17 protein-coding genes are annotated in these 23,484 nt (G+C 73.3%); 14 read left to right on the top strand and 3 right to left on the bottom strand.

What is annotated here, in order from left to right; translation table 11 throughout:
• Positions 1-82: 82 nt before the first annotated feature.
• On the bottom strand, positions 83-3,217 hold the full coding sequence (locus ACZ4V6_RS33145; protein ID WP_467834526.1) for a type 2 lanthipeptide synthetase LanM family protein: 3,135 nt from the start codon (positions 3,215-3,217) through the stop codon (positions 83-85).
• 153 nt (positions 3,218-3,370) lie between these two features.
• On the bottom strand, positions 3,371-4,111 hold the full coding sequence (locus ACZ4V6_RS33140) for a Type 1 glutamine amidotransferase-like domain-containing protein (protein ID WP_467834524.1): 741 nt from the start codon (positions 4,109-4,111) through the stop codon (positions 3,371-3,373).
• 141 nt (positions 4,112-4,252) lie between these two features.
• Between ACZ4V6_RS33140 and ACZ4V6_RS33135 the strand changes: the two genes are divergently transcribed.
• From ACZ4V6_RS33135 to ACZ4V6_RS33110, 6 genes are all read left to right on the top strand, one after another.
• Entirely contained in the window at positions 4,253-4,540 is a 288-nt protein-coding gene (locus tag ACZ4V6_RS33135) for a hypothetical protein (RefSeq protein WP_467834522.1), read from the top strand.
• Positions 4,537-5,226 carry a hypothetical protein gene (locus ACZ4V6_RS33130; protein ID WP_467834521.1) on the top strand — a complete coding sequence of 230 codons (690 nt, stop codon included), beginning with the start codon at positions 4,537-4,539 and terminating at the stop codon, positions 5,224-5,226. The genes ACZ4V6_RS33135 and ACZ4V6_RS33130 overlap by 4 nt, the downstream gene beginning before the upstream one ends.
• Before the next feature lie 342 nt (positions 5,227-5,568).
• Complete coding sequence (locus ACZ4V6_RS33125) at positions 5,569-6,366, top strand: helicase-related protein (protein ID WP_467834519.1); 798 nt, start codon at positions 5,569-5,571, stop codon at positions 6,364-6,366.
• A gap of 112 nt (positions 6,367-6,478) precedes the next feature.
• Positions 6,479-6,898: an aspartate 1-decarboxylase gene (panD, locus tag ACZ4V6_RS33120; protein WP_467834517.1), complete on the top strand. Its 420-nt coding sequence runs from the start codon at positions 6,479-6,481 to the stop codon at positions 6,896-6,898.
• Positions 6,899-6,924: 26 nt separating this feature from the next.
• Positions 6,925-7,269, top strand: a complete 345-nt coding sequence (locus ACZ4V6_RS33115) for a GNAT family N-acetyltransferase (protein ID WP_467834515.1) — start codon at positions 6,925-6,927, stop codon at positions 7,267-7,269.
• Between the two features lie 29 nt (positions 7,270-7,298).
• On the top strand, positions 7,299-8,003 hold the full coding sequence (locus ACZ4V6_RS33110) for an aspartate/glutamate racemase family protein (protein WP_467834514.1): 705 nt from the start codon (positions 7,299-7,301) through the stop codon (positions 8,001-8,003).
• A 550-nt stretch (positions 8,004-8,553) separates the two neighbouring features.
• Here ACZ4V6_RS33110 and gndA read toward each other — a convergent pair.
• A complete protein-coding gene (gene gndA / locus ACZ4V6_RS33105; RefSeq protein WP_467834512.1) occupies positions 8,554-9,999 on the bottom strand; it encodes an NADP-dependent phosphogluconate dehydrogenase in 1,446 nt (481 codons plus the stop codon).
• A gap of 635 nt (positions 10,000-10,634) precedes the next feature.
• On the opposite strand from gndA, the gene ACZ4V6_RS33100 reads away from it, so the two are divergent.
• From ACZ4V6_RS33100 to ACZ4V6_RS33065, 8 genes are all read left to right on the top strand, one after another.
• Positions 10,635-12,518 carry an AfsR/SARP family transcriptional regulator gene (locus tag ACZ4V6_RS33100; RefSeq protein ID WP_467834510.1) on the top strand — a complete coding sequence of 628 codons (1,884 nt, stop codon included), beginning with the start codon at positions 10,635-10,637 and terminating at the stop codon, positions 12,516-12,518.
• Between the two features lie 75 nt (positions 12,519-12,593).
• Positions 12,594-14,213 carry an MFS transporter gene (locus tag ACZ4V6_RS33095; RefSeq protein ID WP_467834549.1) on the top strand — a complete coding sequence of 540 codons (1,620 nt, stop codon included), beginning with the start codon at positions 12,594-12,596 and terminating at the stop codon, positions 14,211-14,213.
• 61 nt (positions 14,214-14,274) lie between these two features.
• A complete protein-coding gene (locus tag ACZ4V6_RS33090) occupies positions 14,275-14,883 on the top strand; it encodes a TetR/AcrR family transcriptional regulator (RefSeq protein ID WP_467834508.1) in 609 nt (202 codons plus the stop codon).
• 135 nt (positions 14,884-15,018) lie between these two features.
• The gene (locus ACZ4V6_RS33085) at positions 15,019-16,029 is read left to right on the top strand and encodes an MBL fold metallo-hydrolase (protein ID WP_467834506.1); all 1,011 of its coding nucleotides are present in this window, start codon (positions 15,019-15,021) and stop codon (positions 16,027-16,029) included.
• A gap of 147 nt (positions 16,030-16,176) precedes the next feature.
• Positions 16,177-17,451 (top strand): NAD(P)/FAD-dependent oxidoreductase, encoded by a 1,275-nt coding sequence (locus ACZ4V6_RS33080; protein WP_467834504.1) that lies wholly within the window; start codon positions 16,177-16,179, stop codon positions 17,449-17,451.
• Positions 17,452-17,603: 152 nt separating this feature from the next.
• The gene (locus ACZ4V6_RS33075) at positions 17,604-18,803 is read left to right on the top strand and encodes a cation:proton antiporter domain-containing protein (protein WP_467834503.1); all 1,200 of its coding nucleotides are present in this window, start codon (positions 17,604-17,606) and stop codon (positions 18,801-18,803) included.
• Positions 18,804-18,882: 79 nt separating this feature from the next.
• Entirely contained in the window at positions 18,883-21,669 is a 2,787-nt protein-coding gene (locus ACZ4V6_RS33070) for an AAA family ATPase (RefSeq protein ID WP_467834501.1), read from the top strand.
• A 66-nt stretch (positions 21,670-21,735) separates the two neighbouring features.
• Positions 21,736-23,379, top strand: a complete 1,644-nt coding sequence (locus ACZ4V6_RS33065) for an NAD(P)/FAD-dependent oxidoreductase (RefSeq protein WP_467834499.1) — start codon at positions 21,736-21,738, stop codon at positions 23,377-23,379.
• Positions 23,380-23,484 lie beyond the last annotated feature (105 nt).

The following is a 23,484-nucleotide window of genomic DNA, read 5'->3' as shown; positions in this document are numbered from 1 at the left end:
ACGGACCGGCGGCGCCGCTGGTGAGCACCGCAGCGGCCGGCACCCGGGCGTGCCGGCGCGGCGGCCGGGCGAGGGGGACCGGTCAGCGACCGGGATCCTCCAGGAGCAGCAGGGACGGCACGGTGTCCGGGTGGGCCAGACGCAGGAGACCGTAGCCGATGCCGGACAGTCCCGACAGCAGCCCGGGGGAGGGGACGTGGTCGGGGGTGGCACAACGGTGGCCCTGCGCCTCGACCAGCGCGAGCACCTGTCCGGAACACCGGGACAGCGCCCCGGCGGCCACCGTGTCACCCCGGCCGGCGAGCACGGCCAGCGCCTCCAGCGTGCCGAGCGTGCCCTGCCCGAGGCTCAGACCGGGGCCCGCCTCGGCGTCCGCCAGGAGGGGCGTCAGCGCCCCGGCGGCGCTCAGGGGAGCGGCGGCGGCCACGCCGGCGAGCCCGGTGGTCCAGGACAGGTCCGCGGGCGCGGTCCGTGCCGTGCGGACCGCGGCGCGCAGCAGCGCGTCGGCGGCGTCCGCGTGCGCGGCGGCGCGCCCCGGCCGGCGGTCGGCGTAGCGCCGCAGGGCCCAGCCGATCCCGGCGGCGCCGTCCGCGAACCCGGGCTCTCCGCCGGCGGCCCGTGCGTCCACGGGCGCGCCCGGCCGGTCCGGTCCGCGCACCGTCGTCAGCAGCAGGTCCGCCACCGCGTCGGCCAGCCGCAGGGCCTCGGGGGACCCGGTCGCCCCGTGCGCGGCGACGGCGGCGGTCAGCGCTCCGGCCGTACCACCGGCCAGTCCGGGATCGGAACAGGCGGTGACGGCGTGCCCGAGCGCGGTGAGCGCGTCCGGCAGACAGCCCGTCAGGTCCTCACCGAGCAGCGCCGGCAGCCTCACGAGCGCGTGGACGATGCCGGCGAGCCCGGCGTAGGCGCCCGGTCCGGCCGCCGCGCTCAGTTCGGGATCGTCGGCCAGCGCCTTCATCAGGGCGGGCAGCGGCCGGACCGCCTCCCGGGCCAGCGCGGCGTACCGGCCGGCCCCGGTCAGCGCGTCCGCCTGCGCCAGGAACAGCGCCACCCCGCAGTACCCCTGCCCCAGCCCCGCGCCCATCGGCAGCACGGCCCAGTGCGGCCCCGACACCCTTTCCAGGCCCAGCCAGTTGGTCCGGCCGTCGCCGCGTACCGCGCGGGCGGCGATCTCGTCGGCGATGCCGCACGCGGCGGCCAGCAGCCGCGAGGCGTCCGGCACGACCGCCGGGAGCGGGGCGAGGACGAGTTCGGAACGCCGCGCCAGGGGCGAACCGGCGCCGCGCGCCGCCAGCGTGGCCGAGATGATCCACTCCTGGTCGTGGCAGTCGACCTCGTCCATCCGGGCCAGCTTCCGGCCGACCGCGGTCAGGGCGGCCACCGGCAGCACGTCCGGCAACCAGGTGCCGTCGGCCGTCCGGACCCCGGTGCCGGACGGCCGGTGCACGAACAGGGGGACGTCACCGCGCCACAGCTGCGCGGTCTCGTGCTCGACCAGGCGCCGGCGCGCCCCGTCGTGCTGCGACTCGGTCCACAGCACCGCGAACACCCCTTCCCGGGCCAGGGCGTCGCCGAGGAGCGAAGGGTGGGCGGACTCCTCCAGCAGCGTGGCGTAGAGACGGGTGGAACGCGCGATGAGCCGCGCGGGGCTGTCCGCGTGCTCCGCCAGCGGCCCCCCGGGTGCGACCAGTTCACGACCGTGCGCGGCCAGCGCCGCGTAGCCGGTGCGGAACCCCTCCAGCAGGGCCGCCCGGTGGTCGACCCCTTCCCGGGGCGCCTTTGTGGGCAGCGGCTGGTTCTGCGCGGCCGGACTGAGCACCGCCCCCCGCACCGCCCGCATCGTGTCCTCGCCGCTGTCCTCCCAGCGCAGGCCCTCGCTCGGGAAGGCGCCCTCGGTGTCGCGGCCCAGCGCGGAGATGTCCAGCGCGCCGTGCTCGCCGATCAGCAGATGGGGCAGCAGACAGGTGCGGTGCACGGAGGCCTGCAGGGCGTCCGCGGCCGGATCGGCGCCGGCCGTCATGGCCTGCGGGAGACCGGTGTGCAGCAGGGTCTCCGCGTCCACCAGGACCGGCTGGTCACCACAGGCGATGACGTTCTCGTAGTGCATGTCGGCGCCGTCCACCGCGTACAGCAGGGCCAGCAGCACGCCCTGGCGCCGGTAGAAGGCGTCGGCCTCGGCGCCCGACCGGCACCAGCGGTGCTCCACGAACTCCAGCCAGCCGTACCCCGGCCGGCGCACACTGCGTGGCGTGCGCAGCGCGAGGCCGGGCACCTTAGCGCCGAGCCAGGCCGCCAGGTCGTCCAGCAGGCCGTGCTGCTCCAGCGGCCGGGGCTTGTACACGAGCCGGTCGCCGCCGGCGAAGCGCAGCACCGCGACCGCCCGGTTGCCCTGGTGGGCGTCGCCCAGACCGAGGTCCACCCCGGCCAGCGCCCCGGGCGCGCGCCCGTCGAGGAGCCCGGCGACCAGGTCGTCCCGGTCGGCCTGGAACCGCGTCACCAGCTCCGCCGCGGCGTCCGCCGCGTCCAGCGCGGTCTGCGCCAGCATCCGGGCCAGCACCGGGTAGGCCGCGAACAGCGAGGTCAGGCCCCCTCGACTGCCGGTGGCGGCGACGAACGAGGCGAACCGCTCACGCGGGCCCGCACCGGTGAGCCGCCGGGCGCGCCGGGCCCGGGACAGTTCGTGGACCAGGGTCCGGGCGGCCTGCCGGGTCAGCTGCTCGGTCAGCCGCCGCTCGAACGCCTCCCACCACACGACCTGCTCCGTCATGGGAAGGCCCGCCGTGCGGCGGGCGAGCCGGTCCACGGCCGGGGCGACCAGCGGCCGTACGACGGGGGCGAAGACCCCGGGACCCCTGCCCTCCGCGGCCGGCTCGTCGAGCCTCTCGGGAGCGGCGGACAGCGCTTCCTCGGCGTAGGCGGCCCAGTGGGGCTTGGCCGCGCGGGCGGCGAGGCGCTCGGCGGGTTCCGCGGCGAGGGCCGCCGCGGTCGCCCCGTCCACCCCGAGGTGGGCCAGTCGCAGGGCGAAGCCCTCACCGTCCCCGAGGTCCCAGGGAGCGCGTCCGGCGGGGGAACCGGCCGACGCCGCGGGGAGGCCGGGTGCGGCGAGCCGCTCCGCGAGGGTCAGCGCCGGGGCCCACCAGGCGAGCGGCAGGCGGACGCCGGACGGGGTCGGGAGGCTGTCGGTCCGGGAGGCCGGGGCGGCGGCGGTCTCAGTCACGAGGAAGAAGGTGCCAGACCTCCGCGTCCCCCACATGGGGAAGTAACCCCCATATTCCTGTGCACCCCGCACCGGTGGGAAGAGGTCACCGCGTGGACGCCCCGTGCCGACGGGAACGGCCGGCCGCGCGCCCCCGGCGGTGCCCGGTGCCGCTCAGAACCGGGGCGCGGGCAGCAACCGCGGTTCGATCCGCTCCTCCACCACTTCGGAGCCCGTGCGACCGACCACGTAGGCCCCCTTGCCGGGCAGTTCCGCCACGGCCTCGACCAGTTCGGTGCCCCGGTAGACCAGGCCCACCCCGTCGTCGGTGCAGTGGGCCGTCCGGAAGGCGCCCTCGGCGACCAGCCGGTGGATCAGCGGACGCCGGCCCGCGTCGGAGTCGTAGTGCACGCCGTTGCCGTACGGCAGCAGGCCCAGCCCGTCGGTGACCGGGCGCAGCCCGGGGCCGAAGGAGTCCGTCGCGCCGCCCTCGAACCAGCAGATGGAACCCGCACTGATCCCGGCGAGCACCACGCCCGCCCGCCAGGCGCGCCGCATGATCGCGTCCAGGCCGTGCACCCGCCACACGGCGAGCAGGTTGGCCACCGAACCACCCATCACCCAGACCACGTCGTGGGCGAGGACCGTGCCCTCGACGTCCTCGACGTTCGGCATGGGGAACAGCTGCAGGGGAGTGAGGTCGTAGCCCGCCACCCGGGCCGCCTCCGCCACCCGCGCCGTCACGTGCTCGGCGTCACCGGTCGCCGTGCCGACGTACAGGACGCGGGGACGCCTGCCGTGCACGCCGGAGAGGTCGACCGCGTGGTGGACCAGGGCGTCGAGGAGCAACCGGGTGCGCGTACCGGCACGGTGCCCTCCGGACGTGGCGAGGATGGTCGGTTCCGGAGCGGTCACAGGCGCGATCGTAGCGCCCCGGACCCCCCTTGCGAACGTGTCGTCCCGCCCCCGCACGGCGCCGCCGCCGCCCGGGCCGCGCAGCGCACCGGAGGACGCCGGGACCGCCACCGGAGAGGCAGCATCGGCGTCGACTATCAGGTGAACGTCTGGGACCGGTACAACTGGGACGAGGGCAAGGGCGTCGACATCGGTCCGTTGAAGATTCCCGACGGGCAGATGGCCAAGCTGCACCGGGTGGGTCTTGCCCAGGAGTTCGACATGGCGGGCAGCAGCAGCGTCCACCACTACGACCTCGGCTCCTCGAAGCCGAACGACGACCCGCTACCGGGTCCCGACGACAGCAGGGACGGACGCTTGAACCCCGGCCGGGAACAGCAACAGGACCGAGCGACCGGCATCCCGGTGGGAAGGGCGGACGGCCGATGAACGACGTGAATCCCTACCGGGCGCCCGAGCAGGGTACGAGCGGTGTCGAAGACGGCGGTGGTGGCCGCCGTCGTTGGCCCGTCGTCGGCGTGGCCGCCGGTGTGCTGATCCTCTTGGGCGCCGTGGCCGCGGCGGGATGGCTCCTCGACGGACCGGACGGTGCCGGCGCCGGTGACCGCGTGACGGAACAGGCGGCGGGTGCGCGGTGGGCCGAGGGGATCACGCCGGAGTGGATGAGCGAGCGGATGGGCCTCGTCATCCCGAGCACGGCCCGGTCCCCGCAGGCCGCGTACGAGGTCACCTCCCGCTTCGACACGGGCATCCTCACCTTCACCCTGACCAGGCCGGAGGCGGAAACCTATCTGAAGCAGTACCCGCCGGAGAAGAAGTGGCTGGAACCGACCTCCGCACAGACCGACGTCGCCCCCGACGACTTCGCGCACTTCGGACTTCCGGAACCCGAGACGCTCAAGGACGGCATGCGCTACGGCTACGTCTGTCCCGGCTCTCCCGAGGCTACAGAGGAACAGGAAATCTCCGAGATGTACGGCTTGTCCGACAAGCACTGCGTCAGCGTGTATGTGCATGAGTACACGCCGCAGCGCACCCGCATCTACATCCGCGACCACTTCGAACCCGGCATCAGCCCTCTTCCCACGCCGCCCTCGTCGACGTCGACGGGATGAGGGTGAACCTGCCGCCTCACGCCCGTACACCGCACCGTCGGCGCCGGGACGGCCACCCTGTGCACCGTCCGCGGTGCTCCCCACGCTAGGACGGCCCGGTCATCCTCGGTGAGGTGGATCAGGAAACCGTCACCGCGCCCGGTGAACCGATCGTCATCACAAGCCACTTCCGCACCCTGTTCCCCACCACGACGCACGGCGCGCACACCGCACGCCACGCCGCCGAGCGCCGGCTCGCCGCACAGCGGGAGCGGTCGGAGACCCGCACCGACGACGACGGCGAGACCGCGGCGTCCCCCTCATCGCGGAACTGGCCGCGAACGCCGCCCGGCGTGGCCCGCCATGCCCGAGGACGTCGACGCGGGCGACGAGGCGTTCGCCCCGCGCCGTGGGCCTGTCCGGGTTCGCTCCCAGGGATCCGACGCCGAACGCAAGGCGATCAGCTGGCTGCCCGGTGCCGCGGGCGTCTCCAACCGGCGCGCCGACTGCCTGGAGCGGGTGCTCGACGTCCTCGGGCACCAGGGCGACCGGGGTGGGGCCGCCCTGGAGATCCTGGGCCGGCTGTGGGCCGACCTCACCACCGGACAGCTCGTCGACCGGATGCCGGGGGAGAACCAGGCCGGCACCGGCGCGATCCGCCGGCTCGACCGTGCCTGGCCGCGTCTGCGGCCCGTCGCCGAGGGCGGCGAGCCGCTGTACACCGGTCGCCGCGTCGTCGCCGTACCCGTACGCGGGTCGTGCCCCGCCCTGCGCTGCACCGGCCGCCACGAGGAGTACAAGCCGACCACCGGGACGGACGGCCGCCTTCGCCGCCACTACCGCCCCTTCGGCCCTGTTCCGCTGCGCGCCCAGGAGCACACGGCCCAGTGGACCGGTGAGAAGGCGGCAGAGACCCAGGGCGAGTTGGTCCGCGGGCAGGTCAGCGCCCTCTCCTGCCCCACCGCGTTCGAGCTCGGCGTCGACGTGGGCGAACCGCGGGTCGTGGTCCTGCGCGACATGCCGCCCTCCACCGACAACCACGTTCAGCGAGCGGGACGCGCCAGCCGCCGCGCGGACTCCGCCGCGCTCGTCCTCACCGACGCCCCCACGGCCGTTCCCGGCCTGATCATCCATCACGAGGTCAGCAACGGGTCAGTATGAGTCCTGGAACACCTGGCGACAGCTGGCCGGACATGCGAATGGTTGTACGCTACGGAGACCGCCCTTGACCTGCATGAAGCAGGCAGGGAGCAGACAAAACGGGAGTTTCTCCATGTTGCGTACCATGTTCAAGTCCAAGATCCACCGCGCCACCGTCACCCAGGCCGACCTGCACTACGTGGGATCCGTGACGATCGACGCCGACCTGTTGGACGCCGCCGACCTGCTGCCCGGTGAGCTCGTGCACATCGTGGACATCACCAACGGCGCCCGGCTGGAGACCTACGTCATCGAGGGCGAGCGGGGTTCCGGCGTGATCGGGATCAACGGAGCCGCGGCCCACCTCGTCCACCCCGGCGACCTGGTGATCATCATCAGCTACGCTCAGGTCACCGACGCCGAGGCGCGGTCGCTGAAGCCGCGGGTCGTGCACGTGGACGGCGACAACCGCGTCGTGAAGCTCGGTGCGGATCCCTCCGAACCGGTGCCGGGATCGGACCAGGAGCGCAGCCCTCAGGCCGTCCCGGCCTGATCCAACCCGTACGAGGAGCGTTGCCCGTGAGCGACATCGAGATCCGTGACGACCGTGCGGCGGGCCGCCTCGAGGCGTGGAGCGACGGCGAGGTGACCGGCCGCATCGAGTACTTCGTCCTGGAGACCCCCGAGCGCGCCCTCGTCCCCGTGCACACCATCGTCGAGCCGGCGCACGAGGGCAAGGGCATCGCGGGTTCGCTGGCGCGCGAGCTGTACGCCATCGCGCGGGGCGAGGGCGTTCCCGTCGCCCCGCTGTGCCCCTACGTCGTCAAGTGGGCCGAGCGCCACCCGGACGAGGCCCCCGCCGCCGACCCCGAGCTGCTGCGCGCGGCGAAGGAATGGCTCGTGGCCCATCCCGGCCGGTTCTGACGAGGGCGGCAGGGACGAGGAGTCATCGCGTGCTGGCCCTGCTGCACACCTCGCCCGTCCACGTGCCGGTCTTCGACGCTCTGCGCGACGAGGAGCATCCCGGTCTCGAACTGCGTCACCACGTCGACGCCGGGTTGTTGGACCGGGCCCGTCGCGAGGGGCCGCAGGCGGTGCGGGACGACGTCCTGGCCGCGCTGCGGCATGCCGTCGCCGAGGGCGCGCGAGCCGTGCTGTGCACCTGCTCCACCCTCGGCGGTGTCGCCGAGGAGGCGGCGGGCAGGGCCGGGGTGCCCGTGCTGCGGGTCGACCGGCCGATGGCCGCCGCCGCGGTGACCGCCGGTCCGCGCGTCGTCGTCCTCGCCGCCCTGGAGAGCACCCTCGCGCCGACCCGGGCCCTCGTCGAGGAGGAGGCCCGGCGGGCCGGGCGCCCCGTCGAGGTGCGCACGCTCCTGGTCGACGGCGCCTGGCCGTGCTTCGAGGCGGGGGACACCGAACGCTACGCACGTCTGGTGGCGGCCGCCGCGGACGGGGCCGACGCCGCCGACGCGATCGTCCTGGCCCAGGCGTCCATGGCGCCCGCCCGGCGGTGGACGAGCACCCGGGTTCCGGTCCTGGCCAGTCCCGGGCCAGGGCTGGCCGCCGGTGCGGAGGCCGCCCGGAACGGCCCGTCCGCGCTCCGAGGGGCCGGGGACCCCCTCGGCCACCTGGGCCCCGCCCTTCATGCGGGGGAGTGAGTGGGGACACCGCAGTCGGGTAGGCGGGGGACAGATCCAGAGCCGCTGTCGACCGACTGGCCGGAGGACCCGCCATGACGAACCCGTATCCGGACCCCGTCCCGCCCGGGCCCACCCCGGGCCCCACTCCAGCTCCGGACCCCACCCCCGCGCCTCCGACGCCCGGGCCGGGCCCGGACCCGACACCCCCGCCACCGGGCCCCGGTCCGGTACCGACCCCGCCGCCCCCGGGCCCGGGGCCCGAGCCGACGCCCCAGCCTCCGGGACCCGGCCCGGCGCCGCAGCCGACCCCGTCGCCCCCGCACCCCGGCCCGCCGGAGCCCTCCCCGTCACCGATCCCGCCGGGCCCGGAGCCCGTGCCGAACCCGGAACCGGGGCCACCGCTCACTTGAGCCCGGCCCGGTCCCGACCGGTGGCCGTGGCCACGGGCGGTGGGGACAGGACGGAGCGCGGGCGGTGAGGGGCGGGGGCGACCGCACGGGTCGCCCCCGCCCCTCACCGCCCGCCGCCGCCGAAGAGTCCGGGTGCCGGTGTCCGCGTCCGGCGCACCCTAGTGGCCGTCGACCTCGACCTCCGTGCGGTCGCCGGACCACAGCGTGTGGAACGTGCCGCTCCTGTCGGTGCGCCGGTAGGTGTGGGCGCCGAAGTAGTCCCGCTGCCCCTGGACGAGCGCGGCGGGCAGGCGCTCGGCGGCCAGGGAGTCGTAGTAGCTGAGGGCGGAGCTGAAGCCGGGTACGGGGACGCCGGACAGGGCGGCGGTGGCGACCACGCGCCGCCAGGCGTCCTGCCCGTCGGCGACGGCCTGCGCGAAGTACGGGGCTTCGAGCAGTGTGGTGATGTCCGGGTTCTCGGTGTACGCCTGGGCGATGCGGTCGAGGAACCGCGCCCGGATGATGCAGCCGCCGCGCCAGATCTTGGCGATCCGGTCCTTGTGGATGTCCCAGCCGTACTTGTCCGCGCCGGCGGTGATGGCGTCGAAGCCCTGGGCGTACGCGACGACCTTCGAGGCGTACAGGGCCGCGGCCACGTCGTCCGCGAAGGAGGGGGAGACCTCCTGCGGCTCCGGCCGGGAGGTGCGCAGGCGGCGCACCGCGTCGCGCTGTTCGGCCTTCCCGGAGACGGCGCGGGCGAACACGGCCTCCGCGATGCCGCCCACCGGCACGCCCAGGTCGAGGGCGTTCTGCACGGTCCACACGCCGGTGCCCTTGGAGCCGGCCCGGTCCAGCACGACGTCCACGAACGGCTGCCCCGTGGCCTGGTCGACGTGGCGCAGGACGTCGGCGGTGATCTCGATGAGGTAGGACTCCAGCGTGCCCTTGTTCCACTCGGTGAAGATGTCGGCGATCGCGTGCGGCTCAAGGCCTCCGACCGTCCGCAGCAGGTCGTAGGCCTCCCCGATCAGCTGCATGTCCGCGTACTCGATGCCGTTGTGGATCATCTTGACGAAGTGGCCGGCGCCGTTGGTGCCCACGTGCGTGACGCAGGGCTCGTCCGCGACGACCGCGGCGATCGAGGCGAGGATCGGTCCGAGGGTCCGGTAGGACTCCTCCGAGCCGCCGGGCATGATCGACGGCCCCTTGAGCGCGCCCTCCTCGCCGCCGGAGATGCCGACGCCGACGAAGTGGACACCGGTGGGCGCGATCCGCTTCTCCCGGGCGATGGTGTCCTGGAAGTTGGCGTTGCCGCCGTCGACGATGATGTCGCCCGGCTCGAACCGCTCGGCGAGCTGGTCGATGACCGCGTCCGTGCCCGCTCCCGCCTGCACCATGATGATGGCGGTGCGGGGCCTGGCCAGCGAGGCGACGAAGTCGTCGATCGACTTGCCCGCGACGAAGCCCGCTTCCGGGTGCTCGGAGAGGAGCCTCTCGGTGCGGGCGTGGGTGCGGTTGTGGACGGCCACCCTGTTGCCCTCGCGGGAGGCGAGGTTGCGAGCCAGGTTCGAACCCATCACCGCCAGTCCGACGACGCCGATGTTGGCGGATCCGCTGGTCTCCATCTGGACCTCTTTCGATCGGTTGTCCCGAACCGGGGACTCCGACACTAGTGGGCGGGGCCGGGGCGGGGGCGGGCAACGCCCGGCAGGCGTGGGGGAAACGGGTGAGCGGGGCGGCGCGGACGGGTCGGCCGTGAAGGGGCTTGCCCCCCGGGACGGCCGGATCGGAACCCGGCGGAGGAGGGGCCGCTTTTCCGGCGGACACCGTGCCGGCGGAAAGCCCTTCCTGGCCCGTTCCCGCCCTGTCCGGCGTCGGGGAGGGGCCTTTCGCCGGCTCTCGGCGGGGCGGGTCCGGGCAGGTGTAACAAGGTGTTCACGGCACCGAAACCGGTGGTGAGCAGGAACTTACATGCCTCTCGAAACGTCTTGTTGGCCGAGGTTGCGGTGTGATCGAATGATGACGTATTGGAGTCGGGGCGTGACGGAAACAAGTCGCTCGGGGGCGGGGGGAATGATGGGTGCCCGCGTCATCGCCGGGACTTCCGCATGCCTCTCCGGTCTCGTGGCCCGGTCGCCGCGTCCCGGGACGTGACCACGTCGTACTTCTCGAGGGGGAGCTCATGTCGGCTGCGTCCGGTTCACTGTCTGTTCAGCTGCTTGGACCCCTCCGCGTCTGGCGGGGTGATCAAGAGTTAGTCGTGGGGCCGCCGAAGCAGCGGGCACTGCTGGCGCTGCTCAGCACCCACCGGGGCACGGTGGTGGGCCCCAGCCAGATCATCGACGGACTGTGGGGCCCGGTGGCGCCCAACACGGCCATGAACGGTGTGCACACCTATGTCGCGGGCCTGCGCAGGGCCCTGGACCCCACGCGCCGCGGACGCGAGTCGGGGGGTGTCCTGCTCTCCGTGGCCGGCGGGTACGAACTGCGCCTGCCCCTGGAGTCGGTGGACGCACCGCAGTTCGTGCAGCAGTTCACGGAGGCCCGGCGACTGACCGCACAGGGCCGTTTCGACGCGGCCTTCGACCTGCTCGGCAAGGCGCTGGGGCTGTGGCGCGGGGATGCCCTCGCCGGGGTGCCCGGCCCTTTCGCGGCCCTGGAACGGAGCCGGCTGCGGGAGATGCGGTTCTCCGCCGCGGAGGACTGGATCGCCGGGATGATCGCCGCCGGGCGCAGCGAGGAGGCGATCGTGGTGACGAGCGAGGCCGTCGCGCAGGAACCCCTGAGGGAGAAGCTGCGGTGGCTGCTGATGCTGGCGCTCTACCGGTCCGGCCGGCAGGCGCACGCCCTCCAGGCGTACGGCGAGGCCCGCTGCCACCTGCGTGACGAACTCGGCATCGAGCCGGGGTCGGAGCTCCAGGAGCTGCACGCCAGGATCCTGGCGGGCACGGTGGACGACAGTGCCGTGCGGCGGCAGAACGCGCCGGCCGGCCCGGCCCTCGTGCAGCCCCCCTCCCAGGCGGGCGGCGAGCGCGCCGTACTGACCCGGATGGGGCTGAGCCCGCGGCAGCTTCCTTCCCGGACGCACATGTTCACCGGCCGCGACGCGGAGCTGGAACAGGTGCGCGCGCTGCTCGACCAGGCGTCCCCGGCGCGGGGGCGTGCCACCCCCATCGTCGCCATCGACGGACGGCCCGGGGTGGGCAAGAGCGCCCTGGCGTTCGAACTGGCGCACGAGTTGGCGCCCCGTTTCCCCGACGGCCAGCTCTACGCGGACCTCGGCGGGACCGGAGAGCGGCCGAACCGTCCCTTCCACGTCCTGGGCCGGCTGCTGGAGAGCCTCGGCGTCGGCAGGGCGGACCTGCCCGACGATCTGGACAGCCGGGCCATGTTCTACCGCAGCCTCCTGCACGAGAGGCAGATGATGGTGGTGCTGGACGACGCCGTGGACATGGAGCAGATCGGACCGCTGATCCCGCAGGCGTCGGCCTGCCTGATCGTCACCAGCCGCCGGCCCCAGCGCGGGCTGGTCGCGCGGTACGGAGCGCACCGCATCGGCCTCAGGCCACTGCTCCCCGAACCCGCCGCCGAGCTGCTCGGCAGGCTCCTGGGCGGCGAGGGCGCGAGGGGGCGGGAGGCGGCGGTCCACCGGCTGGCCGAGCTGTGCGGGTACCTTCCGCTGAGCATCCGGATCACCGCCGCGGCGCTGCTGGAGGCCCCCTACGCCAGTCCCGAGCGGCTGGCGGCGCTCTACGAGGACCCGGCGGCCCGGCTCGACCTGCTGATGGTCGTGGGCGACGACGGGATGAGCCTGCGCGCCTCGTTGGCCGCCAGTTACCGCGGACTGCCCGGCGAGACGGCCCATCTGTTCCGGCTGCTCGGCAGGGTGGGGCTGGAGGAGATCGGGGTGCCCGAATCCGGCCAGTTGCTGGGCGTGCACAGCTCCGAGGTCGCCGGGCAGCTCGACCTCCTCGCCGACCTGGGGTTGTTGGAGCGGACCGGGGCCGGCGTCTACCGGTTCGACGACCTGACGCGCGTCTTCGCCCTCGAGTGCGCGGAGGAGGAATGGGTCACGCGGCGGCCCTCCCTGCTGCGTCGGGCGGTGGAAAGCGCGCCGGTCGACGGCGAGTTGCGCACGGGCTGACGGGTCCGGACGGAGTGCCTTCACCCGTCCGGCTGAAAAGCACCCCCTAGGGCGCTTTCAGGGGGTGCGGGCCGGATACGCCCGTGTTTTGATACGAGCCAGTCTCGTATCAAAATTCAGAAAGGGGGAGCTGTGTCTGCATCCGCAGTGTGGACCAGCCCGAAGCGCTGGTGGGCACTGGCCGTGCTGGTGATGTGCGTGCTGGTCAACGGCCTGGACGCCACGATCCTCTATGTGGCGATGCCCGAGCTCGTCGACTCGCTGGGCGCCTCCAACTCCGACCTCCAGTGGTTCCACAACGCCTACCTGCTGGTCTTCGCCAGTCTGATGCTGCCCTTCGGGGTGCTCGCCGACCGCATCGGGCGCAAGCGGCTCCTCCTGGCGGGACTCGCGGTCTTCGGCCTTTCGTCCGGCTACGCGATGCTGGTGGACAGCTCCGGTGAACTGATCCTCGGGCGGGCCCTGATGGGGCTGGGGGCGGCCGTCGTCACCCCGGTCTCCCTGGCCATGCTGCCGGTCCTCTTCGCCCCGCGGGAACGGGCGCGCGCGCTGGCCATCTGGTCCGCGGGCGTCGCCCTCGGCCTGCCGATCGGCCCGCTGGCCGGCGGCTGGCTGCTGGAACACTTCTGGTGGGGATCGGTCTTCCTGATCAACATCCCGATCCTGGTCGCCGCCATGGTGGCGGGCTTCTTCCTCTTCCCCGAGCACCGGGGTGTGCGCGAGCACGCCTTCGACTGGCAGGGGGCGGTGCTGTCCGTCCTCGGGCTCGGCGCCGTCACCTTCGCGCTGACCCAGGCCCCGGAGGAGGGCTGGCTGAGCGGCCGGACGCTGGGCGGCGCCGCGGTCGGCGTGGTGCTCCTGGTCCTGTTCGTGCTGCGCGAGCGGAGCACCCCGTACCCGCTGCTGGACGTGCGGTCCTTCGGCAACCGCTATTTCGGCGCCTCCATCTCGGCGCTGCTGCTGGTGCACTTCGCGATGACCGGCTTCCTCTTCATGCTGAGCCCCTACCTCCAGGCCGTCCTCGGCAACTCCTCGCTCGGCACCGGCGTGCGGATGCTCCCGGTGGTGCTCGCGGTCATGGCCGGGGCGGGCACGGCCGAACGGCTCGCGCCGCGGGTCGGCCCGCGCGGTCCCGTGGTGGCGGGGCTGTTGCTGATGGCCGTGGGACTGCTGCTCTTCTCGACCACGGACGTCGACTCCGGCGAGTTCACCGTCGCCGCCTGCCAGGTGCCGCTCGGCATCGGCATCGGCCTGACCCTGGCCATCGCCATGCACGCCGCGCTCGCCACCGCCTCCGACGACAAGTCCGGTGAGGCCTCGGGCGTCACCAGCGCCTTCCGGCAGGTCGGCGGTGTGATCGGCGTGGCGGTGCTCGGCAGCGTGCTCAGCACCGGGTACCGGAACGACATGGAGAAGTCCGTGGACGGCCTGCCGGCGGAGGCCGCCGACGCCGCCGAGGAGACGGTCGGCGCCGCGCTGGCCGTCGCGCAGAAGCTGGGTCCCGCGGGGCGGGAACTGGCGGAGGCCGCCCGCCGGGCCTACGTCGACAGCATGGACGTCGCCCTGGTCGGCGGGGCCGTGGTGGTCTTCGCCCTCGCCGCGGTGGTCTTCGCCTGGATGCCGCGCCGGGCCGCGGAGCACGACGCGGCCTCGCCCTCGGCGGACACCTCCCCGCCCGTCACGGAGTCCGTATGATGGTTCGTTCGGAACGTGCTCGGTCTGCGGCAGTGGTCATATCGAGAGGCTGACGGGATAGATGTACGAGACGCGTGAAGGTCGACAGGCCACAACCACCCCCGTCGGGCGGCCGCGCAGCCCCCGTGCGGACGCCGCGATCCTGCAGGCGGCGGTGACAGTGCTGGGCGAGTCCGGGTTCCAGGGGCTGACCATGGACCAGGTCGCCCGCCGGGCCGGAGTCGGAAGAGCCACCGTATACCGGCGCTGGCGCTCGAAGGAAGAGATGATCATCAGTGCGCTCGACACGCTGATGGCCGACTTCGACCTCGAGCCCAGCGGCGACCTTCACGAGGACCTGCTCGCCATGACGTGCTGGCTGCGGGACGGGCTCCTCAACGCCCCCGAGGGCCGGCTCCTGCCGCATCTCGCGGCCCAGGCGGTCAGTGATCCCACCTTCCCGTCCAGCCACATGGACACCTGGGTCTGCCCCTGGCGCGACGCCGTCGAGGCGGTGTTCGTCCGGGGCCGGGCCGACGGCCTGGTCCGCCAGGACGTCAACCTCACCGCCGTCGTGGACATGCTCGCCGGTGTGGTGATCCTCCGCCTGTTCCTGGGGCAGGGCAAGCCGCTGACCGACGAGCAGATCCAGGAGATGATCGACGCCCTCCTCGGAGGCGTGCTGCTGTGACTTCGCTCTGACGGCCCCTCCGCACCCGAAGCCGTCCCCGGACGGCGGCGACCGGCCCCCGTCCGCCCCACGCACTCGACAGAGACCGGGGGCGGACCGGGGCCGGTCGCCTTTTGCCACCGATGGAGACTTCCGATGACCTCCCCCGCCCGCCCGCCCCTGTCGCCGCCGCGCCCGTTCGGTGAGATCCGCACGTGGCCGAACTCCTTCGCCGACCGCCTCACCTCCCCGCTGCCCGGCGTGACGGACTTCCTGCGCCTCGCGCTGCGCGGCCAGCGCCTGCGCCCGCCCGGCAGAACGCTCGCCCAGCTCGGCGAGCTGCCGGTCGACCCCGCCCCCGTCCCCGACGTCGCCCCCACGGACCTGTCCCTCACCTGGGCCGGACACGCGAGCTGGGTCGTCCGCACCGGCGGCCTCACCGTCCTGACCGACCCGGTGTGGTCGAGCCGGATCGTCGGCACCCCGGAACGGGTCACCCCGGTCGGCGTGCCGTGGCGCGAGCTGCCCCACCTCGACGCCGTCGTCATCAGCCACAACCACTACGACCACCTCGACACCGGCACGCTCGACCGGCTGCCCCCGGACACCCCCCTCCTCGTGCCGGCGGGCCTCGGCGCGTGGATCCGCCGCCGCGGCTTCACCGAGGTCGCCGAACTCGACTGGTGGGAGGCGGTGGAACTGCCCGGACCGCTCGGCCCGGTCCGGTTCGACCTGGTCCCCTCCCACCACTGGAGCCGGCGCGGACTGACCGACACCTGCCGCAGCCTGTGGGGCGGCTGGATGCTGACCGCCCCGGACGGACGCCGGGTCCACTTCGCGGGGGACACGGGATACGGCCACTGGTTCGAGGAGATCGGCCGGCGCTACCCCGGCATCGACGTGGCCATCCTGCCGATCGGCGCGTACGAGCCGCGCTGGATGCTCCGGCCCGTGCACACCTCTCCGGAGGAGGCCGTCCGGGCCTGCGAGGACATGGGGGCGACGAGCATGGCGCCCATGCACTGGGCGACCTTCCTGCTGTCCGCCGAACCGCCGCTGGAGCCGCTGCACCGGGTCCGTGCCGCCTGGGAGCGGACCGGGCGGCCCCGCGAGGACCTGTGGGACCTCCCCATCGGCGCGTCGAAGGTCCTGAAGGCCGACCTTTAGGGGACGACCAGAACTCGTCCAGAGGAGCTGCAGACCTTCTCCAGGTGACTCAATGCAGACTGACGGCGGGCAATACGGCGGGGGGACGAATTCGCCGGATCCCACTCAGTTCTCGCACCGCTCCAGGGTCTAGGGGAAGGCAAAAGCGTGTCATCTAGTCTTTACGGAATATCCGCCGACTACGACGTCGTCATCATCGGAGGGGGCCCGGCCGGATCCACGACGGCCGGTCTCCTCGCACAGCGCGGACACCGTGTTCTGGTGCTCGACCGGGAGCGGTTCCCGCGTTACCACGTCGGTGAGTCGCTCATCCCGGCGTTCATGCGCCCCATGGAGGAACTCGGCCTCACCGAGCGCATGGACCAGCGCGGTTTCGAGCGCAAGTACGGCGGAAGCCTGGTGTGGGGCAACAACCAGGTGCCGTGGAAATTCGCCTTCCTCAAGGGCAAGCACCCCTACGCCTTCCACACGCGCCGCGCCGACCTCGACGCCCTCATCCTCGACCGCGCCCGCGAACTCGGCGCGCACATCGTCGAGGACGCCACCGTCAAGGACCCGATCGAGGAGGACGGCCGCGTCGTCGGCGTCCGCTACGCCCTGCGCGGCATGGAGGGCCTGCGCGAGGTGCGGGCCGGCCTCGTCATCGACGCCTCCGGCCAGGCGCGCGTGCTCAGCCGGCGCTACACCGACGTCAAGTGGCACGACCAGCTGCGCAACGTCGCCGTGTGGACGTACTACGACAACTGCGAGCGCCTCGAGGGCGACGAGTACACCAACATTCTGATCGAGGGCCTGGACGGCGGCTGGTTCTGGGCGATCCCCATCGACAAGGGGACCATCAGCGTCGGGTACGTCACCCGCGTCGCCAGCGCGGGGGAGTCCGGGCAGTCCCTGGAGGAGCTGTTCCACCAGCAGCGCGACCGCACCGTCAAGCTCAGGAAGATGCTGGCCAACGCCCGGCAGTCGGCGGGCTTCCGCACCGCCCGGGACTGGTCGTACCACTCGGACCGCTTCCACGGCGACGGCTGGGTGCTGGTCGGTGACACGGCGGCCTTCGTGGACCCGCTCTTCTCCACGGGCGTCGCCCTCGCCTGCATGGCCGGCAGCACCCTCGCCAAGATCGTCGACCAGGTCATCAAGCACCCGGAGATCGAGGCCAAGGCCCTGGACCGGTACGCCACCGCGTACTCCGGATTCTTCGACGAGATCCGGGAATTCGTCGAGCGTTTCTACGACCAGACGAAGTACAAGGAGTTCTACCACAGCCTCGCCCAGGAGATGATCGACCCGGAGCACGAGCGGAAGCCCGCCGACGACTTCGTCACCCTCATCTCCGGTCTCAGCGGAAACCACCCCCTGTTCAACATCACGCTGGACGACCTCATCGCGGACCACTCGACGCCGGAAACGACGCATTCCTGAACGGCATTCCTGGGGCAGTCGCCGGGTGAGTTCGACGGCTGCCCCAGCAGCATTTCCGCGCGCGAAACGCGCCGCATTCGAAGACGAGGCCGGGGGAAATGAACAGCCATCAGTTACAGATTCTGTTTCTCGATCTAGCGATCATTCTCGTCATGGCGCGCGGGCTCGGACACCTCGCCTCGCGCATGCGGCAGCCGCCGGTGGTGGGCGAGATCCTCGCGGGAGTGCTGCTCGGCCCGACCCTGCTCGACGGGGTGCTGAGCGAGACCCTGTTCCCCGACGACGTCCGGCCCGTGCTGTCGGGTGTGGCGAACCTGGGCATCGCCCTGTTCATGTTCGTGGTCGGCCTCGAGATCGAGGGCAACCTGATGAAGGGGCACGGCCGCACCACCGTGGCCGCGGCGGTCGGTTCGACCGCCGTCCCCTTCCTGCTGGGCATCGGACTCGCCTTCGCCCTGCTGCCCGGGCACGACCCCGCCGACCGCGGGACCTTCGTCGTGTTCATCGGGCTCGCCGTGTCCGTGACCGCGTTCCCCGTGCTCGCCCGCATCCTCGCCGAACGGGGCCTGACCCGGACCGCCATCGGCGGCATCGCCCTGGCCGCGGCGGCCTTCGTCGACGTGGTCGCCTGGGCGGCGCTGGCCGCGGTCAACGCCTCGGTCGGCGCGGCGGGCGACCACCGGCTCGTCCTGCTCACCGTGCCCTACCTGGCCGTCATGCTCTTCGTCGTCCGCCCGCTGCTGCGCCGCGTGCTCACCCCCGGCGACAAGGCCGCGGAGCCGGGCCCGCTCAAGTTCGCCGTCGTCCTGGTCGGCGCGCTGCTGTCGGCCGCGGCCACCGAGGCGATGGGCATGCACCACATCTTCGGCGCCTTCCTCTTCGGGCTGACGGTGCCCCGTGAACGCGCCCAGGCCCTGCGCGCCGACCTCCACGACCGCACGACGCACCTCACGTCGGTGCTGCTGCCCGTCTACTTCGTGGTGGCCGGCTTCCAGGTCGACCTCGGCGGCATCGGACTCGGCGGGCTGCGGGAACTCTCCCTCATCCTCCTGGTGGCCATCGCCGGCAAGTTCGGCGGCACCTACCTCGGCGCCCGCGCCACGAAACTGGCACCCCGGCCCTCCGCCACCCTGGCGGCGCTGATGAACACCCGGGGCCTCACCGAACTGGTCATCCTCGGTGTCGGTCTCCAGCTCGGGCTGCTGGACGACTCGCTGTACTCGCTCATGGTGGTCATGGCGGTGGTGACGACGGTGATGACCGGGCCGCTGCTGAGCCTCGCCGGATCCGGCCGCTCCGGGACCCCGGCCGACGGGGGCGCGCCCCGCGAACGGATCGGCGCGGCCCCCTAGGGACGGCCCCGCGGGAAAGGCCCCGCGACGGCGCGGACAGGCGGACGCAACGCAACAGGCAGCGAAGGGACGACCCCACATGCACTTGGTCGAACGGGACCAGGAGCTCTCCTCACTCACCGACATGATCCGAAGCAGCGCCCGTGGTGCGGGGCAGGTGGCCCTGGTGACCGGCGGCATCGGCTGCGGCAAGACCGCCCTGCTCGCCGAGATCGGCTCCGTCGCCAAGAAGCTGGGCTTCGAGGTGCGCGGCGCCACCGGCTCGCTGGTCGAGCGCCCCATCCCCGGCGCGGTGCTCGGGCAACTGCTGCGCGACGTCGAACCGGCCCTCGTGGAGAGGGCGGTGGCGGCCGGCCCGGACCGGCACGACGGAACGGGGACGGTCTCCCGGCTCGGCCCGGACACCCTCGACGCGGAGACCGGGCGCGCCCTGCAGGACCTGTGCGCCGCCGTCGAACGGCGGGCCCGGCGTGCTCCGCTGCTGCTGTGCCTGGACGACGTCCAGTTCCTGGACAGCCTGTCGCTGCACTGGGTGCTGCTGCTGATCCGCCGGCTCTCCGACGTGCCCGTCACCCTGGTCATGACCGAGCGCGGGCTCTCCCGGCCGGCCGATCCCCGGCTGCGCGCGGAACTGCGCCGCCGTCCCGAGCACCGGCCGCTCGCCCTGCGGCGGCTGACCGGCGACGGGGTCGCGGCCGTCCTCGTCCCGTACGTCGGCGCCGGCCTCGCCTCCCGGCTCGCCGCCGAGTGCCACACGGTCAGCGGCGGCAACCCGCTGCTGATCAGGGCGCTCGCGGAGGACAGCAGGCGCGGCGCGGCCGGCACGGAGCACGCCGCCGGACGCCTGGTCGTCGGGGACGCCTTCCTGGACGCCGTCACCGGCTGCCTGCACCGCGGCTGGCCCGCCCTGCTGCACATCGCCCAGGCCCTCGCCGTACTGCACGAGGACCAGGCCACGGCGCAGACCGTGGCCCGCCTCGCCGGGGTCGAGGACGCCGTGCTGAGCCGGGGCCTGCGGGCCCTGGACGACGCCGGCCTGATCGCCGACGGCAGGCTGCGCCACCCGGCCGCCGCCGCAGCCGCTCTGGCCGGCTGCACCGGCGAGGAACGCGCCCGGCTGCACCGGCGCGCCGCCGAACTGCTGTACGAGGAGGGCGGTGCCGGCGCCCTCGGGGTGGCCCGGCACCTCGTCGCGGCCGGCACGGCGACCGCGCCCTGGGCGGTGGACCAGCTCCGGGAGGCCGCCGAACGGCACCTGGCCCTCAGCCGCCCCGCCGAGGCCAGACTGTGCCTCGAAGTCGCCCTGCGGCACTGCCGGGACGACGACGAGCAACTGCGGCTCAAGGCGCTCCTGGCGGGCGCCACCTGGGTGCTGGACCCCACCATGGGGGCGCGGCACCTCGTCGAACTCGCCGACGCCCTCCGGGCCGGCCGGCTGCCGGACCAGTACGCCGTGGTACTCGCCAAGTACCTGCTGTGGCACGGGCGGTACGTCGAGGCCGCGGACGCCGTCGAGCGGATCGGACGCCGCGACGCGGGCATGACCGACCCGCTGGCCGCCGCCGAGGCCCGGGCCACCCGTGAACTCCTCTCGGTCGGCTACCCCGGCCTGGTGCCCGCCGGGGGAACGGGCACCGGGCCCGCGCGGCAGGTCTCCTTCGGCGGCGATCCGCGCATCCGGGGCGCGGTGGCCCTCTCCGACGTGCTGCGGCGCGGCCCCCGCCAGGACGTGGTCGACTCCGCCGAGGCGGCCATGCGGGCGATGCGGCTGGGCCGCAACACCCACGAGTGGCTGACCTGCGCCGTCTCCGCGCTGCTGTTCGCGGACCGCACGGAGGCCGCCGCGGCCTGGTGCGACCACTGGCTCGACGAGGCGCGCGGCCGCCGGGTCCCGCTGTGGATCGCCGAGTTCTCCTCGCTGCGGGCCGGTATCGCCCTGCGCCAGGGCAGGCCGCGCGAGGCCCGCGAGCTGGCCGATGCGGCCCTCGCGCGGATCCCCGTGGAGAGCTGGGGCGTGTGCATCGGCGGACCGCTCGCCAACCTGATCCAGGCCAACACCGACCTCGGTGACCACGAGGCGGCGGCCGAGTACCTCGAAGCACCGCTGCCGCAGGGGATGTTCGACAGCCGGTTCGGCCTGTACTACCTGCACGCCCGGGGACAGCACTACCTCGCCACCGGGCAGCCCCGGGCCGCCCTCGACGACTTCAGCAACTGCGGTGCCCTCATGCGCGCCTGGGGACTGGACCAGCCGTCCCTCGTCCCCTGGCGGTCCGGTGCCGCGCGGGCCCTGCTGGCCCTCGGCGACAACGAGCGCGCGCACGCCCTGGCCCGGCAGCAGCTCGACCTGGCCGGGGACGCGCTGACCCGCACGCGCGGCATCTCCCTGCGGGTCCTCGCCGCCGCCGGGCGGCCTTCCCAGCGGGGCGCCCTGCTGAAGAGCGCCACGGCCGTCCTGGAGCGCTCCGGGGACCGGCTCCAGCTGGCCGGGGCCCTCGCGGAACTGGCGGTCGCGCATCTGCGCTCCGGCCGGGACACCGAGGCCCGGACGCTCGTGGAACGGGCCGCGCACCTGGCCGGCGCCTGCGGGGCACCGGCCCTCGCCGCGGAGTTCACCCGCCTGCTGCCGGCCCGGATGGCACAGCCGGGCGCGCCCGGCACGGCTCCGGCACAGGACCTGGACCTGCTCAGCCCGGCCGAGCAGCGCGTCGCCTCACTGGCCGGCGAAGGGCTCAGCAACAAGGAGATCTCCGCACGCCTCGGCGTCACCGTCAGCACCGTCGAGCAGCACCTGACACGGATCTTCCGCAAGCTCGGCGTCCGTACCCGCGGCGATCTCCGCCGGGACCGGGCCCTGGCCGGCTGAACCGCCCAGGTCCCCCTGCCCGTCAGCGGCAGTCACCACCACCCCACGAGGAGGGTCAGGAACCCCATGAACCGCAGTGACCAATACGATGTGGCGATCCTCGGCAGCGGCATGGCCGGCGGAATGCTGGGCGCCGTCCTGGCACGGAACGGCGTCAAGGTGCTGCTCCTCGACGCCGGCACCCACCCGCGGTTCGCCGTCGGGGAGTCGACCATCCCCTACACCTCGGGTCTGACCAGGCTCATCGCCGACCGCTACCGGGTGCCCGAGCTGCGCGCCCTGTCGAGCTTCAAGGGCATCCGCGAGCGGGTCTCGCGCAACTGCGGCCAGAAGCAGAACTTCGGCTTCGTCTACCACCGCGAGGGCTCCCCGCAGGACTGGCAGGAGATCAACCAGCTGGTGGTCCCCTCCGTGCTGCGCACCGAGACCCACCTGTTCCGCCAGGACATCGACGCCTACCTGTTCCACGTGGCCGTCAAGTACGGCGCCCACCCGCGGCTCGGCACCCGGATCGTGGACGTCGAGACCGATCCGGACACCGGCGCCGTCCTGCGCACCGACGGCGGCGAGGAGTTCCGCGCGCACTACGTGGTCGACGGCAGCGGCTTCCGCTCCCCGCTGGCCGAGAAGTTCGCCCTGCGCGAGACGCCCACCCGGGCCAGGACCCATTCCCGGTGCCTGTTCACCCACATGATCGGGGTCGAGCCCTTCGACAAGGCGCCGGCGGCCCGCCGGCACGACCAGCCCAACCCCTGGCACCACGGCACCCTGCACCACGTCTTCGACGGCGGCTGGCTGTGGGTGATCCCGTTCGACAACAACGAGCACTCGCTCAACCCCCTGTGCAGCGTGGGCCTCACCCTGGACCCCCGCGTCCACCCCAAGGACGACCGCACCCCGCAGCAGGAGTTCGACGACTTCCTGGCCCGGTTCCCCGAGATCGCGCACCAGTTCCGCGGGGCGAGGGCGGTCCGCCCCTGGGTGTCGACCGGCAGACTGCAGTACTCGGCCAAGCAGGTGGTCGGCGAGCGGTTCTGCCTCACCTCCCACGCGGCCGGCTTCATCGACGCCCTGTACTCGCGCGGCCTGACCAACACGATGGAACTCGTCAACGCCCTCGGCTGGCGCCTCATCGCGGCCAGCAAGGACGGCGACTGGTCCATGGAGCGGTTCGGCTACCTGGAGGACCTCCAGCAGGGCCTGTTCGACTTCCACGACGACATCGTCTACAGCTCCTTCGTCGGGTTCCGCGACTACGAGCTGTGGAACGCCGTCAACCGCACCTGGATGCTCGGCACCATGCTCGGCAACGTCATGCTGGAGGACGCCTACTACCGGTTCGAGCGCACCGGCGACGACGGTGTCTTCCGGGAGCTGGAGGAGCTCGGGCACCCCGGGTCCCCGCTCCCGGTGAGCGCCGGCTTCACCCGTATGGGACCCCTCACCAGGGAGCTGTGCGAGGCGGTCGACCAGGGCACGGAGACCTCCGGGGAGGCGGCGCGGAAGATCCTGTCCTACATCCGGGACGCCGACTTCATCGCGCCGTCGTTCCGGTTCGGGGAGCGCGACACCCGCTGCTTCGCCATGTCCCCGGCCAAGATGGCGATGAACGCGCGCTGGTGCCGCAAGGACGCGCCGCCGGAGATCGGCCCCCGCATGATCAACGCGAGCAAGGGGCTCGTCCGCATGCGGCTGCGCGCCGGGAAATAGCCGGCCGCCGCACCCCCTATGCCCGTCCCAGGGGGCAGCGGGAGAACCCCCCGTTCCGCGCGGCAGGGGGTTCTCCCGCACCCGGCGCTCTTCCTAGCCTGGAAC

Source organism: Streptomyces sp. NPDC029152 (assembly GCF_055564355.1).
The sequence above is the reverse complement of the archived record's forward strand: the minus strand, read 5'-3'. Positions and strand labels throughout refer to the sequence as shown.

Bases quoted from the DNA above. Each gene is read 5' to 3' on its own strand.
- ACZ4V6_RS33130 (WP_467834521.1), top strand. From the start codon at position 4,537: ATGAACGACGTGAATCCCTACCGGGCGCCCGAGCAGGGTACGAGCGGT.
- ACZ4V6_RS33125 (WP_467834519.1), top strand. From the start codon at position 5,569: ATGCCCGAGGACGTCGACGCGGGCGACGAGGCGTTCGCCCCGCGCCGT.
- panD (WP_467834517.1), top strand. From the start codon at position 6,479: ATGTTGCGTACCATGTTCAAGTCCAAGATCCACCGCGCCACCGTCACC.
- gndA (WP_467834512.1), bottom strand. From the start codon at position 9,999: ATGGAGACCAGCGGATCCGCCAACATCGGCGTCGTCGGACTGGCGGTG.
- ACZ4V6_RS33090 (WP_467834508.1), top strand. From the start codon at position 14,275: ATGTACGAGACGCGTGAAGGTCGACAGGCCACAACCACCCCCGTCGGG.
- ACZ4V6_RS33085 (WP_467834506.1), top strand. From the start codon at position 15,019: ATGACCTCCCCCGCCCGCCCGCCCCTGTCGCCGCCGCGCCCGTTCGGT.
- ACZ4V6_RS33075 (WP_467834503.1), top strand. From the start codon at position 17,604: ATGGCGCGCGGGCTCGGACACCTCGCCTCGCGCATGCGGCAGCCGCCG.
- ACZ4V6_RS33070 (WP_467834501.1), top strand. From the start codon at position 18,883: ATGCACTTGGTCGAACGGGACCAGGAGCTCTCCTCACTCACCGACATG.
- ACZ4V6_RS33065 (WP_467834499.1), top strand. From the start codon at position 21,736: ATGAACCGCAGTGACCAATACGATGTGGCGATCCTCGGCAGCGGCATG.